The organism is Pseudomonas sp. AE27 (assembly GCF_037113495.1).
In the GTDB taxonomy this organism is placed as follows: domain Bacteria; phylum Pseudomonadota; class Gammaproteobacteria; order Pseudomonadales; family Pseudomonadaceae; genus Aquipseudomonas; species Aquipseudomonas palmensis.
Genome location: NZ_CP146966.1, coordinates 4,764,891 through 4,782,637, shown reverse-complemented (window position 1 = coordinate 4,782,637; position 17,747 = coordinate 4,764,891). Strand labels below are relative to the sequence as shown.

The window sequence follows — 17,747 nt, the reverse complement described above, 5'->3', positions numbered from 1 at the left end:
TGCCTCAAACGCCCTAAGGTCTCGAAAGTCTCGTTTTTATCAGCAGGGGCGCGAACCAGCTGACCAACTGGGTCAGCAAGAAGACGCCGAATACTGCTAATGGCGCCAATGGCTTCACTCCTGCGAACGTCAATGCGAACAGCACTGCCGTCAAAATCAATTTGCCTGCCTCGCCAGCGTAGAACGACTTGACGATGGCCTGCGCTGCCCTGGCGCCGGTGTAACGGAACGCCTTGTAGGCAAAGTACAGATTCGGCAGCCAGGCGATCAGTCCTCCGCAGAGTGCCGAATAGCCGCTGACCACCCCATGCCACTGCCACACCCCCAACGATGCCAGCAGCAACACGACAAATTGAGCGAACAGTACCGGAAAAACCGCCCAGCGATGGAAAGGCAAGCGGTTTGGCGTGCGGGTCTCCATCACAACTGCTCCTCGAAAGTCGACCAACCAGTCAGTAATGACTTGGCATAATTTGTGCCGACAAAATGCGCGCAGAGTATAGGGGCGCTTGGACCCCTATTCAACTGCTGGGTAGTGATTTCCGACTGCGCGCTACAAAGCGAATTGTTTCAGCGGATGTGAGCAAGCACGCCCTGCAACTCGTCCAGGGAGTTGTAACGGATCACCAACTGGCCTTTGCCCTTGTTGCCGTGACGGATCTGTACCGCCGAGCCCAGCCGCTCTGCCAGACGCTGTTCAAGGCGGGTGATGTCCGGATCGGGCTTGGCCGGCTCCACCGGCTCGGGCTTGCCGCTGAGCCACTGGCGAACCAGGGCTTCGGTCTGGCGTACGGTCAGGCCTCGTGCGACAACGTGTCGCGCCCCGTCGACCTGCTGTTCTTCAGGCAAACCGAGCAGCGCACGGGCATGACCCATCTCCAGGTCGCCGTGGGACAGCATGGTCTTGATGACTTCCGGCAGCGAGATCAGGCGCAGCAGGTTGGCCACGGTCACCCGCGACTTGCCCACAGCATCCGCGACCTGTTGCTGGGTCAGCTGGAACTCCTGCTGCAGGCGCTGCAGCGCGATGGCCTCTTCCACAGGGTTGAGGTCTTCGCGCTGGATGTTCTCGATCAGCGCCATGGCGATGGCGGTTTCATCCGGCACATCGCGCACCATCGCCGGGATGGTCTCCATGCCGGCCTGCTGGCTGGCGCGCCAGCGGCGTTCGCCGGCGATGATCTCGAAGCGGTCGTCACCGATCGGGCGGACCACGATCGGCTGCATCACGCCCTGGCTCTTGATCGAATGCGCCAGTTCTTCAAGGGCCTGCGGGTCCATGTCCCGACGGGGCTGGTATTTGCCGCGCTGGATCAGGTCCAGCGGCAGGTGTTGCAGTTCTTTCTGGTCGACCTTGACAGCCTGCTCTTCGAGCGCGCTGACGGTAGGACCACTGAGCAGTGCATCCAACCCACGTCCGAGACCTCGTTTCTTAACGGCCATGCGGATTCCTTAAGTTGCCTGTGCGGCAGTGCGGGTTTGACGGCGTTGACGGCGTACCAGTTCACCGGCCAGGGCCAGATAGGCCAGGGCGCCACGGGACTGCTTGTCGTAGGCCAGGGCCGGCATACCGAAGCTCGGGGCCTCGGCCAGGCGGATGTTGCGCGGGATCACCGTATCGTAGAGCTGCTCGCCGAAGTGTTCCTTGAGCTGCGCGGACACGTCGTTGATCAGGCTCAGACGCGGGTCGTACATGGTGCGCAACAGGCCTTCGATCTTGAGCTGCGGATTGAGCTTGGCAGCGATGCGCTTGATGTTATCCACAAGGTCGCTCAAGCCTTCCAAGGCAAAGTATTCACATTGCATCGGAATGATCACGCCATCGGCGGCCACCAGGGCATTGAGCGTCAGCATCGACAGCGACGGCGGGCAGTCGATCAGGATGTAGTCGTAACTCTCGCGGATCGGCGCCAGCGCTGTGCGCAGCCGGCTCTCCTTCATCTGCATTTCTAGCAGAACCACTTCGGCCGCAGTGAGGTCGCGGTTGGCCGGCAGCAGTTGATAACCACCGTGTTCGGACACGTGCATGGCCTGAGCCAGGTCGCACTCGCCGATCAGCAGGTCATAGACCGAATGTTCAAGGACGTGTTTATCCACACCGCTACCCATGGTGGCGTTGCCCTGTGGATCGAGGTCAATCAGCAGCACGCGGCGCTTGGTAGCCACCAGCGATGCAGCGAGATTGATGCAGGTGGTGGTCTTGCCCACACCACCTTTCTGGTTCGCGATCGCGAATACCTTAGCCATTCTTGCTTGTGTTCCCAGTCATGCCGTGCGGCGCAGTATCAGCAGATGGCGCTGGCCTTGGCAACCCGGAACGGTCAAGGCCTGCTCGCTATCCACTTTGAAATCTGCCGGCAATGCTACCAGCTCATCAGCCGGATGCAGCCCTTTCATTGCCAGCCACTGCGTCTGGGCGTCGCCAAGGTGGCGCGTCCAATTGGTGAAGTTCTCCATGCTGCTGAAAGCACGAGAAACAATTCCGGAGAAAGGCTGTTCCGGCTGGAACGCCTCGACCCGGCTGTGGATAACTTGCAGGTTATCCAGCTTCAGCTCCAGTTTCACCTGGGTGAGGAAGCGGGTTTTCTTGCCGTTGCTGTCCAGCACCGTGACCTGCTTGTGCGGATGCAGGATAGCCAGGGGAATGCCCGGCATGCCGCCGCCGCTACCGACGTCGAGCCAGCGCTCGGTGTCGCTGTGGATAAACGGCATGACGCTCAGGCTGTCCAGCAGGTGGCGGGACACCATTTCGTCGGGATTGCGCACTGCAGTCAGGTTGTAAGCCTTGTTCCACTTGATCAGCAGCGCCAGATAAGCCAGCAGTTGCGCGTGCTGGGCCTCGCTCAGCTCGACACCAAGCTGGCGGGCACCTGTGGACAACTCCTGGGCGTGTTGAGGGGTGACCATAGAACTCAAGCGCTTTGCTCCAACTCGCGGCCTGCGCCGCGTTTTTTCAGGTGAATCAGCAACAGGGAAATAGCCGCCGGGGTCACGCCGGGAACGCGCGAGGCCTGGCCGAGTGTCTCTGGGCGGGCCTGGCTGAGCTTACCCTGAATCTCCTTGGACAACCCGGAAATACCAGCGTAGTCGATATCCTCGGGCAGGCGGGTGTCTTCGCTAGCCCGCAGGCGAGCGATTTCTTCCTGTTGCCGGTCGATGTAACCGGCGTATTTGGTCTTGATCTCGACCTGCTCGGCCACCTGAGGGTCGATTTCTCCACCGCCGGTCACTTCCACCAACCCGGCATAGTCGATTTCCGGACGGGTCAGCAGGTTGAGCAGGTTGTATTCATGGCTGAGCGGCGTGCCGAACTTATCCACAATCGCCTGGCCCATCGCGGTATTGGGCTGAACCCAGGTGGACTTCAGGCGTTGCTCCTCGCGCTCGATGCGTTCGCGCTTGGCGCTGAACGCGGCCCAGCGTGCATCGTCGACCAGGCCCAGTTCACGGCCTTTTTCGGTCAGACGCAGGTCGGCGTTGTCTTCACGCAGAATCAGGCGGTACTCGGCCCGCGAGGTGAACATGCGGTACGGCTCCTGGGTACCCAGGGTGATCAGGTCGTCGACCAGCACCCCGATGTACGCCTCGTCGCGGCGCGGGCACCAGCTTTCGCGGCCCTGTGCACGCAGCGCGGCGTTGGCACCGGCCAGCAGCCCCTGCGCGCCGGCCTCTTCGTAACCGGTGGTGCCGTTGATCTGGCCGGCGAAGAACAACCCGCCGATGGCCTTGGTTTCCAGGCTGTACTTCAGGTCACGCGGGTCGAAGTAGTCGTATTCGATGGCATAGCCCGGGCGCACGATGTGCGCGTTTTCCATGCCGCGGATCGAACGCACCAATTGCAGCTGCACGTCGAACGGCAGGGATGTGGATATCCCGTTCGGGTACAGCTCGTGGGTATTGAGCCCTTCTGGCTCGATGAATACCTGGTGGCTCTGCTTGTCGGCAAACCGGTGGATCTTGTCTTCGATCGACGGGCAGTAACGCGGGCCGATGCCCTCGATCACGCCGGAGTACATCGGCGAACGATCGAGGTTGGAAGCAATGATCTCGTGAGTGCGTTCGTTGGTGTGGGTAATCCAGCAACTGACCTGACGCGGGTGCATGGCCTTGTCGCCCATGAACGACATCACCGGTATCGGGGTGTCGCCGGCCTGTTCGGTCATCACCGAGAAATCCACCGAACGCCCGTCGATACGCGGCGGCGTGCCGGTTTTCAGGCGACCCATGCGCAGCGACAGCTCACGCATGCGGTGCGCCAGAGCGATGGCCGGCGGATCGCCGGCACGCCCACCGGAATAATTCTGCAGACCGATGTGGATAAGTCCGCTGAGGAAGGTACCCGTGGTCAGCACCACAGAATCGGCATGGAAACGCAGACCCATCTGCGTGACGACGCCGCGTACCTGGTCCTGCTCGACGATCAGGTCGTCACAGGCCTGCTGGAATATCCACAGGTTGGGCTGGTTTTCGAGAATCTCGCGTACCACGGCCTTGTAGATGGCGCGGTCGGCCTGGGCGCGGGTTGCACGCACCGCCGGGCCTTTGCGGTTGTTCAAAACGCGGAATTGGATACCGCTCTTGTCGGTAGCCAGGGCCATGACACCGCCCAGCGCATCGATCTCCTTGACCAGATGGCTCTTGCCAATACCGCCAATGGCCGGGTTGCAGCTCATGTGCCCGAGGGTTTCCACGTTGTGGGTCAGCAGCAGGGTTTTCACACCCATGCGTGCAGACGCAAGCGCAGCCTCGGTTCCGGCATGGCCGCCGCCGATGACGATCACTTCAAAACGGGAAGGGAAATCCACCACGCACCTCGTGCCTGTTTCGGGAATAGATAGGAATAACGCACAAGTATAGGGACTTACCCCCCTTCTAGGAACCGCTTGAACAAAATTTAACCAGCCTGTGGATGAGTGGCTGACAATAGAAATAAAGAGAGAGAAATTTATTAAAGCTTTGTTTTTATGTTTATTCTTAGTGAGGCACCTTTCTGTGGATAAACCTCTACAGCCCTTATTCCACCTTATGTACAGAGGTTCAAAAGGCTGTGGTCTAGTGGCCATGAGGGGTCTGGATAAGCGCCTTAAGCCTGTGGATGAAACACCCAGTTATCAACAGGGGGAGTTATCTCCAGCCTTGAGGCCGGGTTATCAACCGAGCTGAGGCGGGGTTTTCCACAGGGCTTATTCTGCGGTTTGTGAGTAAGACAGGCACGCGAAAGCCCCGGAGCGTTCCGGAATTCTCGACAGGGGATAAAAAATTGAGGGGGATGACAGCCGACAACGAGGCCCTGGATCGGCCCCGTTGTGGATAAATGGACTACTTGCCGATGCAGAAGCTGGAGAAGATGCGCCCCAGCAGGTCATCGGAGCTGAAGGCGCCGGTAATTTCGCCCAGGGACTGCTGGGCCTGGCGCAGGTCTTCGGCCAGCAGCTCTCCAGCGCCCGCCAGGGTCAATTGCGCATGACCGTGGTCCAGGTGCGAACTGGCCTGGCGCAGGGCGTCCAGGTGGCGCCGGCGGGCACTGAAGCCGCTTTCGGCAGTCTGTTCGTAACCCATGCAGGCCTTGAGGTGATCGCGCAGCAGTTCCAGGCCCTGGTCGGCGCCCTTGGCACTGAGGGTGATGGTGACGTGGCCATCGTCGGACAACTGCAGGCCCACGGGGTCGCCACTGAGGTCGGCCTTGTTGCGAATCAGCGTGACCTTGGCCGGGTCGGGGCGCTGTTCAAGGAATTCAGGCCACAATGCGAACGGATCATTGGCTTCAGGTGCCGTGGCATCCACCACCAATAGCACCCGATCGGCCTCGCCAATGGCTTTGAGGGCACGTTCCACCCCAATCTTTTCCACATGGTCTTCGGTATCGCGCAGGCCGGCGGTGTCCACCACGTGCAACGGCATGCCGTCGATGTGGATATGTTCGCGCAGCACATCCCGGGTAGTACCGGCGATGTCCGTCACGATGGCCGCCTCGCGCCCGGCCAGTGCGTTGAGCAGGCTGGACTTGCCGGCATTCGGCCGCCCGGCGATCACCACCGTCATGCCGTCGCGCAACAGCGCCCCCTGCCCCGCCTCGCGCTGCACTGTGGATAAACTTTCGCGTACCTCCTCGAGCATGCGCAGGACGTGGCCATCGGCAAGAAAATCGATTTCCTCTTCAGGAAAGTCGATTGCCGCCTCGACGTAGATACGCAGGCTGATCAGTTTTTCGGTGAGGTTATCCACACGGCGGGAGAATTCGCCCTGCAACGAGCGCAGCGCATTACGCGCCGCCTGTGCAGAACTGGCCTCGATCAGGTCGGCGATGGCTTCGGCCTGCGCCAGGTCGAGCTTGTCGTTGAGAAAGGCGCGCTCGCTGAATTCGCCCGGACGCGCCAGGCGGCAACCCAGTTCCACGCAGCGCTGCAGCAGCATGTCGAGCACAACCGGGCCGCCGTGGCCCTGCAGCTCCAGTACATCTTCACCGGTAAAGGAGTTGGGCCCGGGAAAATACAGGGCAATGCCTTCATCCAGTACCAGGCCATCGTCGCCCTTGAACGGGCCGTAATGGGCATACCGCGGGGTGAGCTCACGGCCGGTGATGGCCAACCCGGCCTTGCTGGCCAGCGGTCCGGAAATACGCACGATTCCTACACCGCCACGACCCTGGGCAGTGGCAATTGCAGTGATGGTTTCACGACGAGCATTCATCAGCGAAGGCCTCAAACAAAAACGACAGATAGCAAAACGCCCCACGAGGGGGCGTTTTATCCACAGGTTAGCTGGCTAACCCGTCAAGCGGTGGCTTTGTTGCTCGCCGCTTCGATCTTGCGGGTGATGTACCACTGCTGTGCGATCGACAAGCAGTTGTTCACAACCCAGTACAGCACCAGACCTGCCGGGAACCACAGGAAGAAGAAGGTGAAGATGATCGGCATCAGCTTCATCACCTTGGCCTGCATCGGATCCGGCGGCGTCGGGTTCAGGCGCTGCTGGATGAACATGGTCGCGCCCATGATGATCGGCAGGATGAAGAACGGATCCTTGATCGACAGGTCGGTAATCCAGAACATCCACGGGGCCTGGCGCATTTCAACGCTTTCCAGCAATACCCAGTAGAGCGAAAGGAAGACTGGCATTTGCACCAGGATCGGCAGGCAGCCGCCCAGCGGGTTGATCTTCTCTTTCTTGTACAGCTCCATCATGGCCTGCGACATCTTCTGCCGGTCATCGCCATGTTGCTCTTTCAGCGCGGCCAGTTTAGGTGCCACGGCACGCATGCGCGCCATCGACTTGTAGCTGGCAGCGGACAGCGGGAAGAACAGCAGCTTGATCAGCATGGTCAGGACGATGATCGACCAGCCCCAGTTGCCGAGCAGCTCATGGATATGTTGCAGCAGCCAGAAGATCGGCTGGGCAATGAACCACAGGATGCCGTAGTCGACGGTCAGCTCCAGGCCCGGGGACAGCGCCTTGAGTTTTTCCTGGCTCTTGGGACCGGCGTACAGCAGCGTGCTGGTTTCGCCCTGGGCGCCGGCAGCCACGTTCAGCTCCGGACCGGTGAACCCGATGATGTAGTTGCCCTGGCTGTCCTTGCGTGTCTGAACAACGTTGTTGTCCGACTTGTTGGGAATCCAGGCGGTCACGAAGTAGTGCTGCAACCAGGCAACCCAGCCGCCGGTAACATTTTCTTTCAAACTACCTTTGTCGATGTCCTTCATCGACACTTTCTTGTACGGCTCGGCACTTGTCCACAGGGCGGCGCCCAGATAGGTGGCGGTACCGGTGGCGGTGCTCGACGACGGATCGGAGCTGGCATCGCGCTTGAGCTGTGCAAACAGGTTGCCTGTCCACGGCTTGCCGCTCTGGTTGTCGATCAGGTGAGTGACTTTCAGGTCATATTCACCACGGTTCAGGGTGAAACGCTTGATGTAGTTCACACCCGCGTCGCTGAACTTGAGGTCGACGACCAGTTGGTTCTGGCCATCGGCCAGTTGATAACTTTTCTGCTCGGCGGAATACAGCGGGCGACCAGCGGCACGTGCATCGGGGCCGTTGGCACCGGTCAGGCCGCTCTGGGCCAGGTAAACGCGCTCGCCGCCGTTATCGAACAGCTGGAACGGAATTTCCGGATGGTCCTGGCGACGTGGATATTTCGGCAGGGTCAGCTGCGCGATATCACCGCCGTTGGGGTTGATAGCCAGGTCGAGGACATCGGTCTTGACCCTAATCAGGTCTGTGCTGACGGCAACCGGTGCAATTTCTGCAGGGGTGGTTTCAGCAGTGGCGCTCGGAACATCGGCGCTGGCGCCGGATGTGCCAACGGTCGGGGTATCGGGCAAGCCCGGCGCGACGGTGCTGGCAGCAGTATTCTGAGTCGGCAGGGCAGCCTGGCCGTAGTCCTGGTTCCACTTGAGGACCATGACATAGGACACGATTGCCAGGGCGGCGATCAGGATCGTGCGTTTAATATCCATGATTACTCGGCTATCGAAGAAGAAGTACGGGAAGTGGGAGCAGGCGGAACCGGGTCATAACCGCCGGCATTCCACGGATGACAACGCCCGAGACGACGAGCGGTCAACCATCCACCGCGCAATGCGCCATGTGTTTCGATGGCTTCAATCGCATAGGTGGAACAGGTCGGATAGAAACGACAGTGGCTGGCCATCAGAGGGCTAATGGCGTAACGGTAAAACTGGATCGGAACGAGTACCAGTTTACGCATCTGGACGGTCTACCCCTGCAGATTCGCTGTTAACCACTGGAGCGGGCCGACTGCGTGCAAGGCGCTTCCAGAGCTTGCCAAAATGTTGGTGCAATTCTGGGTTTTCTACGTCGCCCAGGCCTTTGCGCGCGACGATCACGATGTCCCAACCGGCCAGCAAATGCTGGTGGAGACGAAACGAATCGCGCATCAAACGCTTCAAGCGGTTGCGTTGAACGGAGAGCTTGACGCTCTTTTTCCCGATCACGAGCCCCAGGCGGGGATGATCCAGGCCGTTCTCGCGGGCAAGGAGCAAGAGACTCTTGCCTGGCACCTTGCCGGATGGAGAGTCAAAGACCGCTTTGAAGTGTCGGGGTGTCAGAAGACGCTTTTCCCGACTGAAGTCCTGACTCACCACCTGTGCCGAAAAATCAAACTGCCAGACGCTTACGGCCTTTGGCACGACGGCGGGACAGTACGGCACGGCCGTTCTTGGTAGCCATACGGGCACGGAAACCGTGAGTGCGGGCGCGCTTGATGGTGCTTGGTTGGAAAGTACGTTTCATGGCGTGTTACCTGGTTCGTCGACAACGGGCCGGAATGGCCCCCGTTTTAAGAGACCGGCGATTCTAGAGAAAGCAGCGCCATAGGTCAATTTCCAACCAGCTTTTCCTTATGGATAAAAAACCGGGCGCCTTCGCGTGCTCGTCCACAGGCCTGTGCCCCGGATGACAGGGACACAGCCTTGCCGGACGCTTAAACATAGAAAAAAGAAGAGAAGGTATTTAAAGCTTTTTTGTAAATCTTATAGAACTTAGGCAGCTGTTTTCTGTGGATAGAACGCTACAGGCCTTGTTCTACGTACTGTACAGAGAAAAGAAACCCTGTCGGGAAGCGGTGCTCTGGCTGTGCTGTGCAGGCGCAAAAGCTGTGGATTAAAAGGCCTGTTATCCACAGCGCAGTTATCCACCGATTTCGACCCCCACTTGTGCAAAGTGCTCAGGCATGGTTATCCACAGGGCTTATTCACAGCGGTAAAGTGACGTTTTTGCCACTAACCTGCTGATTTATCGCCACCCTCGACACACCTGCATGTGGATAACTGCGCTGGTGGTCGGTACAATGGCCGCTTGTTTTTGCCTCACCGGCGTTCAACTCAGGGGATATCCGTGTCAGTGGAACTTTGGCAGCAGTGCGTGGACCTTCTGCGCGACGAACTGCCTGCCCAGCAATTCAACACCTGGATCCGTCCGCTACAGGTCGAAGCCGAAGGCGACGAGTTGCGCGTCTATGCGCCTAACCGGTTCGTACTCGATTGGGTCAATGAAAAGTACCTGGGTCGCTTGCTCGAACTGCTGGGCGAACACGGCAACGGCATCGCCCCTGCGCTTTCCTTATTAATAGGCAGCCGACGCAGTTCGGCACCCCGTGCTGCGCCCAACGCACCGCTCGCCGCCTCGGTCGCCGCTTCCCAGGCCCAGCAGGCTGCCCAGGTCGCCGCCGTGGCAGCCCCGGCAGCGCCAGCACCTGTGCCGGCAGCGCCCCAGGTCGAAGATGCACCTTCGCGCGACAGCTTCGACTCGATGGGCGAGAACACTGCCGTGGTGGCTCCACCCAGCAGCCGTACCGAACAACGTACTGTGCAGGTAGAGGGTGCGCTCAAACACACGAGCTACCTGAACCGCACCTTCACCTTCGAGAATTTCGTCGAGGGCAAGTCCAACCAGCTGGCCCGCGCGGCAGCCTGGCAGGTCGCCGACAACCCCAAGCATGGCTACAACCCGTTGTTCCTCTATGGCGGGGTGGGCCTGGGTAAGACTCACTTGATGCACGCTGTGGGTAACCACCTGCTCAAGAAGAATCCGAATGCCAAGGTGGTGTACCTGCACTCGGAGCGCTTCGTCGCCGACATGGTCAAGGCGTTGCAGCTCAATGCCATCAACGAGTTCAAGCGCTTCTACCGCTCGGTCGATGCGCTTCTGATTGACGACATTCAATTCTTTGCCCGCAAGGAGCGTTCGCAGGAGGAGTTTTTCCACACCTTCAACGCCCTGCTCGAAGGTGGCCAGCAGGTGATTCTCACCAGCGACCGCTACCCCAAGGAAATCGAAGGCCTCGAGGAGCGCCTCAAGTCCCGCTTTGGCTGGGGCCTGACCGTTGCCGTAGAGCCGCCGGAGCTCGAGACCCGCGTTGCGATCCTGATGAAGAAGGCCGACCAGGCCAAGGTCGACCTGCCACATGACGCTGCGTTCTTCATTGCCCAGCGCATCCGCTCCAACGTGCGGGAACTGGAAGGCGCGCTGAAGCGGGTCATTGCCCACTCGCACTTCATGGGCCGCGATATCACCATCGAGTTGATTCGCGAGTCGCTCAAGGATCTGCTGGCACTGCAGGACAAGCTGGTGAGTGTGGATAACATTCAGCGCACAGTGGCCGAGTACTACAAGATCAAGATTTCCGATCTGCTGTCCAAGCGGCGTTCGCGTTCGGTGGCCAGGCCGCGTCAGGTGGCCATGGCCCTGTCCAAGGAACTGACCAACCACAGCCTGCCGGAAATCGGCGACGTCTTCGGCGGCCGCGATCACACCACGGTGTTGCACGCGTGCCGCAAGATCAACGAACTCAAGGAATCCGACGCGGATATCCGCGAGGACTACAAGAACCTGCTGCGGACCCTGACGACGTGATGAACGTCAGCGCGGCTTTTTTTTAAGGCAAGGGACTAGACCATGCATTTCACCATTCAACGCGAAGCCCTGTTGAAACCCCTGCAACTGGTCGCAGGCGTCGTCGAGCGCCGCCAGACCTTGCCGGTATTGTCCAACGTGCTGCTGGTGGTCCAAGGCCAGCAACTGTCGCTTACAGGTACTGACCTGGAAGTGGAACTGGTTGGCCGTGTGCAACTGGAACACCCTGCCGAGCCCGGCGAGATCACCGTACCTGCACGCAAGCTGATGGATATCTGCAAGAGCCTGCCGAGCGAAGCGGAGATCAGCATCAAGGTCGACGAGCAGAAGGTCATCATCAAGGCCGGCCGCAGCCGTTTCACCTTGTCGACCCTGCCAGCCAACGATTTCCCCACCGTCGAGGAAGGCCCGGGTTCGCTGACCTGCACCCTGGAGCAGAGCCGCCTGCGCCGCCTGATCGAGCGCACCAGCTTCGCAATGGCCGTGCAGGACGTGCGCTACTACCTGAACGGCATGCTGCTGGAAGTCTCCACCGGCACTCTGCGCGCGGTCGCCACCGATGGTCACCGTCTGGCCATGTGCTCGATGCAGGCCGATATCGGTCAGGCTGATCGCCACCAGGTGATCGTGCCTCGCAAGGGTATCCTTGAGCTGGCGCGCCTGCTCACTGATCCGGAAGGCACCGTTGCCATCGTGCTGGGTCAGCAACACATTCGCGCCACTACTGGCGAATTCACCTTCACCTCCAAGCTGGTGGATGGCAAGTTCCCGGACTACGAGCGCGTATTGCCAAAGGGCGGCGACAAACTGGTACTGGGTGATCGCCAGGCACTTCGCGAAGCGTTCAGCCGTACCGCGATTCTGTCCAACGAAAAGTACCGCGGCATTCGTCTGCAACTGGCGGCTGGCCAACTGAAGATTCAGGCCAACAACCCTGAGCAGGAAGAAGCCGAAGAAGAGATCGGCGTCGACTACAACGGCGGTTCGCTGGAAATCGGTTTCAACGTGAGCTACCTGCTCGACGTGCTGGGCGTGATGACCACCGAACAGGTTCGTCTGATCCTGTCCGATTCCAACAGCAGCGCCCTGCTGCAAGAGGCGGACAATGACGATTCTGCATACGTCGTCATGCCGATGCGCCTGTAATTTGTCCAGCACTCGCTAGATGTCCCTCAGTCGCGTTTCAGTCACCGCGGTGCGCAACCTGCACCCGGTGACCTTCTCCCCCTCCCCCCGCATTAACATCCTGTATGGCGCCAACGGCAGCGGCAAAACCAGCGTGCTGGAAGCCATCCATTTGCTCGGCCTGGCCCGTTCATTTCGCAGCACTCGCCTTACACCGGTCATCCAGTATGAAGAACTGGCGTGTACGGTATTCGGCCAGGTCGAACTGAATGAAGGTGGTTCCAGCAACCTGGGCATATCGCGGGAACGGCAAGGGGATTTCACCATTCGCATCGACGGGCAGAACGCCCGCAGTGCCGCCCAACTGGCAGAGATACTGCCGCTGCAACTGATCAACCCGGACAGTTTTCGCCTGCTCGAAGGTGCGCCCAAGATTCGCCGGCAATTCCTGGATTGGGGTGTGTTCCACGTGGAACCTCGCTTCATGTCCACCTGGCAGCGCCTGCAGAAGGCCCTGCGGCAGCGGAACTCATGGTTGCGGCATGGTACACTTGACGCTGTTTCGCAAGCAGCCTGGGACCGGGAGTTATGCCTGGCCAGTGCGGAAATCGACGAGTACCGCCGTAATTACATCAAAGCGCTGAAACCCGTCTTCGAACAAACCTTGAGCGAATTGCTGGAGCTCGAGGGGCTGACCCTGAGTTACTACCGAGGGTGGGACAAGGACAGAGACCTCAGTGAGGTCCTGGCTGGCTCGCTCCATCGGGATCAGCAGATGGGCCACACACAGGCAGGTCCGCAACGTGCGGATCTGCGGCTCAGGTTAGGCGCCAACAACGCTGCCGATATCCTGTCTCGCGGCCAGCAGAAACTGGTGGTGTGCGCACTGCGTATCGCCCAGGGGCATCTGGTCAGCCAGGCACGCCGCGGCCAATGTATTTATCTGGTGGATGACCTGCCGTCCGAATTGGACGAGCAGCACCGTCGTGCACTTTGCCGCTTGCTGGAAGACTTACGCTGCCAGGTGTTCATCACCTGTGTAGACCACGAATTATTGAGGGAAGGCTGGCAGACGGATACGCCAGTTGCCTTGTTCCACGTGGAACAAGGCCGTATCACCCAGACCCACGACCATCGGGAGTGAAGGCATGAGCGAAAATCAAACGTACGACTCCTCCAGCATTAAAGTGCTCAAAGGGTTGGATGCCGTACGCAAGCGTCCCGGTATGTACATTGGCGACACCGATGATGGTAGCGGCCTGCACCACATGGTGTTCGAGGTGGTCGATAACTCGATCGACGAAGCCCTCGCCGGCCACTGTGACGACATTACCGTAATCATCCACCCGGATGAGTCCATCACCGTTCGCGACAACGGCCGCGGCATCCCGGTCGATGTACACAAGGAAGAAGGGGTTTCCGCCGCAGAGGTCATCATGACCGTACTGCACGCCGGCGGTAAGTTCGACGACAACTCCTACAAGGTATCCGGCGGCCTGCACGGTGTGGGCGTCTCGGTGGTGAACGCGCTTTCCGAAGAGTTGATCCTCACCGTTCGCCGCAGCGGCAAGATCTGGGAGCAGACCTACGTTCACGGTGTACCGCAGGCTCCGATGAAGATTGTCGGCGACAGCGAAACCACCGGCACCCAGATCCACTTCAAGCCATCGTCCGAAACCTTCAAGAACATCCACTTCAGCTGGGACATCCTGGCCAAGCGGATTCGTGAACTGTCGTTCCTCAACTCTGGCGTAGGCATCCTGTTGAAGGACGAACGCTCGGGTAAGGAAGAGGAATTCAAGTACGAAGGTGGCCTGCGCGCATTCGTCGAATACCTGAACACCAACAAGACTCCGGTGAACGAAGTGTTCCACTTCAGCGTTCAGCGCGAGGATGGTGTGGGTGTGGAAATCGCCCTGCAGTGGAACGACAGCTTCAACGAGAACCTGTTGTGCTTCACCAACAACATTCCGCAGCGCGACGGCGGTACTCACCTGGTGGGTTTCCGTTCGGCGCTGACGCGTAACCTGAACAACTACATCGAGCAGGAAGGTCTGGCCAAGAAGAACAAGGTCGCGACCACCGGTGATGATGCCCGTGAAGGCCTGACCGCAATCATCTCGGTGAAGGTGCCTGATCCCAAGTTCAGCTCGCAGACCAAGGACAAGCTGGTTTCGTCCGAAGTCAAAACTGCGGTGGAACAGGAGATGGGCAAGTACTTCTCCGACTTCCTGCTGGAAAACCCGAACGAAGCCAAGGCTGTGGTCGGCAAGATGATCGACGCTGCGCGCGCCCGTGAAGCGGCCCGTAAAGCGCGTGAAATGACCCGTCGCAAGGGCGCGCTGGACATTGCCGGGCTGCCGGGCAAGCTTGCCGACTGCCAGGAGAAAGACCCTGCCCTCTCCGAACTGTACCTGGTGGAGGGTGACTCCGCAGGCGGCTCGGCCAAGCAAGGCCGCAACCGCAAGACCCAGGCTATCCTACCGCTCAAGGGCAAGATCCTCAACGTCGAGAAAGCACGTTTCGACAAGATGATCTCGTCCCAGGAAGTGGGCACGCTGATCACCGCACTGGGCTGTGGCATCGGCCGCGAAGAGTACAACATCGAGAAGCTGCGCTATCACAACATCATCATCATGACCGATGCTGACGTCGACGGTTCGCACATCCGTACCCTGCTGCTGACCTTCTTCTTCCGTCAGTTGCCGGAGCTGGTCGAGCGCGGCTACATCTACATCGCGCAGCCGCCGCTGTACAAGGTCAAGAAGGGCAAGCAGGAGCAGTACATCAAGGACGACGAGGCCATGGAAGAGTACATGACCCAGTCAGCCCTCGAAGATGCCAGCCTGCACCTGGACGAGTCCGCGCCACCGGTTTCCGGTGTCGAGCTGGAGCGTCTGGTCAACGAATTCCGTACCGTGATGAAGACTCTCAAGCGTCTGTCGCGCCTGTACCCGCAAGAGCTCACCGAGCACTTCGTGTACCTGCCGGCCATCTCGGTGGAGCAGCTGTCCGACCACGCGCACATGCAGAACTGGCTCGCCAGGTTCGATGAGCGCCTGCGCAATACCGAGAAGTCGGGCTTGCTGTACAAGGCCAGCCTGCGTGAAGACCGCGAGCGCAATGTGTGGCTGCCAGAAGTGGAAATCACTTCCCACGGCCTTGCCAGCTACGTGACCTTCAACCGCGACTTCTTCGGCAGCAACGACTACCGCACCGTGACCGCGCTGGGCGCCCAGCTTGCCACCCTGCTGGGTGAAGGTGCCTACGTGCAGCGTGGCGAACGCAAGAAAGCCATCACCGAGTTCAAGGAAGCCCTGGACTGGCTGATGGCCGAAAGCACCAAGCGTCACACCATCCAGCGCTACAAAGGGCTGGGCGAGATGAACCCGGACCAGCTGTGGGAAACCACCATGGACCCGACTGTGCGCCGCATGCTCAAGGTGACCATCGAAGACGCGATCGCTGCCGATCAGATCTTCAACACCCTGATGGGCGACGCCGTGGAACCGCGCCGCGAGTTCATCGAAAGCAACGCCCTGGCGGTATCCAACCTGGACTTCTGACCGGTTGCAGTACCTCTGAAAGCGGGCAGTTATCCACAGTGACAACGCCCTCGAAAGGCCAACCCTCAGGGGTTGGCCTTTTTGTTTTCCTGCCTAGGTGCTGCTGCGCCCTAGGCGTGAGCACTCAAGAAACACCCAGCTCGCGCAGGCGCCGATACAGGGTGCGCTCGCTCAGCCCCAAGTGGCGGGCAAGCTCGCTGCGCGATCCTTCGAAGCTGTCCAGCGCCTGGGCGATGTCGCGCAACCGGGTATTCGAGCGGTGTGGGGCACTGGCGGGCGAGTCGGCTCTCAGCTCCGTGGGCAGGTGCTCGGCGCGGATGATGCCGTCGTCGCTGAACAACCTCGCCCGCTCCAGAATGTTGCGCAGCTCGCGGATGTTGCCGGGGTAGCGGTACAGCCCCAGCAAGGTCATGGCCTCCTCGTCGACCCGCGGCGCAGCGGACCCGGCCAGGCGCTGCAGCAGGGTCTCGATCAGCAGGGGCAGGTCTTCGAAGCGCTCGCGCAGTGAAGGCAGGCGGATCGGGAAGCCGCTGATACGGTAGTAGAGGTCTTCGCGAAAGCTGCCGGCGGTGGCCATTTCCTTGAGTGGCTTGTGGGTGGCCGAGATCAGGCGGAAATCCGAATGCACCGTGCGCAGGCTGCCCACCGGGCGAAAGCTGCCCGACTCGATCAGACGCAGCAGCTTGACCTGCATCGCCAGCGGCACCTCACCGATCTCGTCGAGAAACAGGGTGCCGCCATGGGCGGCTTCGGCCAGGCCGATCTTGCGCTGGTTGGCACCGGTGAATGCGCCCTTCTCGTAGCCGAACAGCTCGCTCTCCAGCAACGTCTCGGTCAGCCCCGTGCAGTCCACCACCACCAACGGACCGCTGGCACGCGGGCTGCTGGCATGCAGGGCGCGGGCGAACAGCTCCTTGCCGGTGCCGGACTCCCCTTGCAGCAGCACCGGTATCTGCGCCGGCGCGGCCCGCTGGACACCGGCAAGGGCCTCCTGGAAGGCCGCCGAACGCCCTACCAGGCCGAACTGCTGCGGCTGTGCCGACGCCACGGCAATACTGGTCAGGCGCTCCACGAACGCGATCACCTCGCCCTGCTCGTCCAGGATTGGGCGCAGTTCCACGTCCACATGCTCGGGCCCGCGCGGGGTGTGATGCACATGCAGCACCCGCTCGGGGGTGCGGCTGTGCCTGGCCTTGCGCATCGGGCAGTGCTCGCCCGCCTGGTCGCACGGCACCGCGTAGTGGTGCGAGACGTGGTGGCACTTCTGGCCGATCGGCGCGGCGCCCACCACCCCGAATTGATGCAGGTACGCGGTGTTGGCGGCAAGAATGTTGTACTGCAGGTCGAGCACGATGCTCGGCTGAGGTTCGTGTTCGAGGTAGGACACCAGCGCCTGCAGGGCGGGGCTGGCGGGTGTGTCGGGGTTCATGGGCATGACGGCACCAGGGGCAAGGCAGGCCCGCAGCTTAACCGAACGCCACGCCCACTGCCAAAAACTGCCAGCCTCTGCCAACCAGCTGCCAGAACCGTGGCAGGCAGTTTCGGCCAGAGGGTCCAGACTCAGGTAAACCGGGCGTGCTGGCCGGGGGCAGGCGTGAATCTGCGCTGGCACATATCTTGATGACTGTTGGTCGAATGCCTGCACGGCTGGCCGGCAGGCATCAGCGGATTTCTCTGGAGAGC

At 60.4% G+C, this 17,747-nt stretch carries 15 protein-coding genes; 4 read left to right on the top strand and 11 right to left on the bottom strand.

What is annotated here, in order from left to right; genetic code table 11:
• Positions 1 to 13 precede the first annotated feature (13 nt).
• From V9K84_RS21910 to rpmH, 10 genes are all read right to left on the bottom strand, one after another.
• Positions 14 to 421 (bottom strand): F0F1 ATP synthase subunit I, encoded by a 408-nt coding sequence (locus tag V9K84_RS21910; protein WP_043860669.1) that lies wholly within the window; start codon positions 419 to 421, stop codon positions 14 to 16.
• A 149-nt stretch (positions 422 to 570) separates the two neighbouring features.
• Complete coding sequence (locus V9K84_RS21905) at positions 571 to 1,443, bottom strand: ParB/RepB/Spo0J family partition protein (RefSeq protein WP_043860670.1); 873 nt, start codon at positions 1,441 to 1,443, stop codon at positions 571 to 573.
• A gap of 9 nt (positions 1,444 to 1,452) precedes the next feature.
• The gene (locus V9K84_RS21900) at positions 1,453 to 2,247 is read right to left on the bottom strand and encodes a ParA family protein (RefSeq protein WP_043860671.1); all 795 of its coding nucleotides are present in this window, start codon (positions 2,245 to 2,247) and stop codon (positions 1,453 to 1,455) included.
• Positions 2,248 to 2,265: 18 nt separating this feature from the next.
• Positions 2,266 to 2,916 (bottom strand): 16S rRNA (guanine(527)-N(7))-methyltransferase RsmG, encoded by a 651-nt coding sequence (gene rsmG, locus V9K84_RS21895; protein ID WP_058541972.1) that lies wholly within the window; start codon positions 2,914 to 2,916, stop codon positions 2,266 to 2,268.
• Entirely contained in the window at positions 2,913 to 4,805 is a 1,893-nt protein-coding gene (gene mnmG, locus V9K84_RS21890) for a tRNA uridine-5-carboxymethylaminomethyl(34) synthesis enzyme MnmG (protein WP_088514224.1), read from the bottom strand. The genes rsmG and mnmG overlap by 4 nt, the downstream gene beginning before the upstream one ends.
• 514 nt (positions 4,806 to 5,319) lie before the next feature.
• A complete protein-coding gene (gene mnmE, locus V9K84_RS21885) occupies positions 5,320 to 6,690 on the bottom strand; it encodes a tRNA uridine-5-carboxymethylaminomethyl(34) synthesis GTPase MnmE (RefSeq protein WP_088514195.1) in 1,371 nt (456 codons plus the stop codon).
• 83 nt (positions 6,691 to 6,773) lie between these two features.
• Positions 6,774 to 8,456, bottom strand: coding sequence for a membrane protein insertase YidC (gene yidC, locus V9K84_RS21880; RefSeq protein ID WP_043860674.1), 1,683 nt, complete (start codon positions 8,454 to 8,456; stop codon positions 6,774 to 6,776).
• Positions 8,457 to 8,458: 2 nt separating this feature from the next.
• A complete protein-coding gene (gene yidD, locus V9K84_RS21875) occupies positions 8,459 to 8,707 on the bottom strand; it encodes a membrane protein insertion efficiency factor YidD (RefSeq protein ID WP_078481305.1) in 249 nt (82 codons plus the stop codon).
• Entirely contained in the window at positions 8,700 to 9,104 is a 405-nt protein-coding gene (gene rnpA, locus V9K84_RS21870; protein ID WP_196933215.1) for a ribonuclease P protein component, read from the bottom strand. Before rnpA ends, yidD begins: the two co-directional genes overlap by 8 nt.
• A 13-nt stretch (positions 9,105 to 9,117) precedes the next feature.
• Positions 9,118 to 9,252: a 50S ribosomal protein L34 gene (gene rpmH / locus V9K84_RS21865; protein ID WP_002551315.1), complete on the bottom strand. Its 135-nt coding sequence runs from the start codon at positions 9,250 to 9,252 to the stop codon at positions 9,118 to 9,120.
• A gap of 603 nt (positions 9,253 to 9,855) precedes the next feature.
• On the opposite strand from rpmH, the gene dnaA reads away from it, so the two are divergent.
• From dnaA to gyrB, 4 genes are read left to right on the top strand one after another with little or no spacing between them, the layout of a single operon-like run.
• Positions 9,856 to 11,373 (top strand): chromosomal replication initiator protein DnaA, encoded by a 1,518-nt coding sequence (dnaA, locus tag V9K84_RS21860; protein ID WP_058541975.1) that lies wholly within the window; start codon positions 9,856 to 9,858, stop codon positions 11,371 to 11,373.
• Positions 11,374 to 11,415: 42 nt separating this feature from the next.
• Positions 11,416 to 12,519, top strand: coding sequence for a DNA polymerase III subunit beta (gene dnaN / locus V9K84_RS21855; RefSeq protein WP_043860677.1), 1,104 nt, complete (start codon positions 11,416 to 11,418; stop codon positions 12,517 to 12,519).
• Positions 12,520 to 12,538: 19 nt separating this feature from the next.
• Positions 12,539 to 13,642, top strand: coding sequence for a DNA replication/repair protein RecF (recF, locus tag V9K84_RS21850; protein WP_043860678.1), 1,104 nt, complete (start codon positions 12,539 to 12,541; stop codon positions 13,640 to 13,642).
• Positions 13,643 to 13,646: 4 nt separating this feature from the next.
• Positions 13,647 to 16,064, top strand: a complete 2,418-nt coding sequence (gene gyrB / locus V9K84_RS21845) for a DNA topoisomerase (ATP-hydrolyzing) subunit B (RefSeq protein ID WP_054916057.1) — start codon at positions 13,647 to 13,649, stop codon at positions 16,062 to 16,064.
• A 124-nt stretch (positions 16,065 to 16,188) separates the two neighbouring features.
• Here gyrB and V9K84_RS21840 read toward each other — a convergent pair whose 3' ends face one another.
• A complete protein-coding gene (locus V9K84_RS21840; RefSeq protein WP_078481299.1) occupies positions 16,189 to 17,499 on the bottom strand; it encodes a sigma-54-dependent Fis family transcriptional regulator in 1,311 nt (436 codons plus the stop codon).
• Positions 17,500 to 17,747 lie beyond the last annotated feature (248 nt).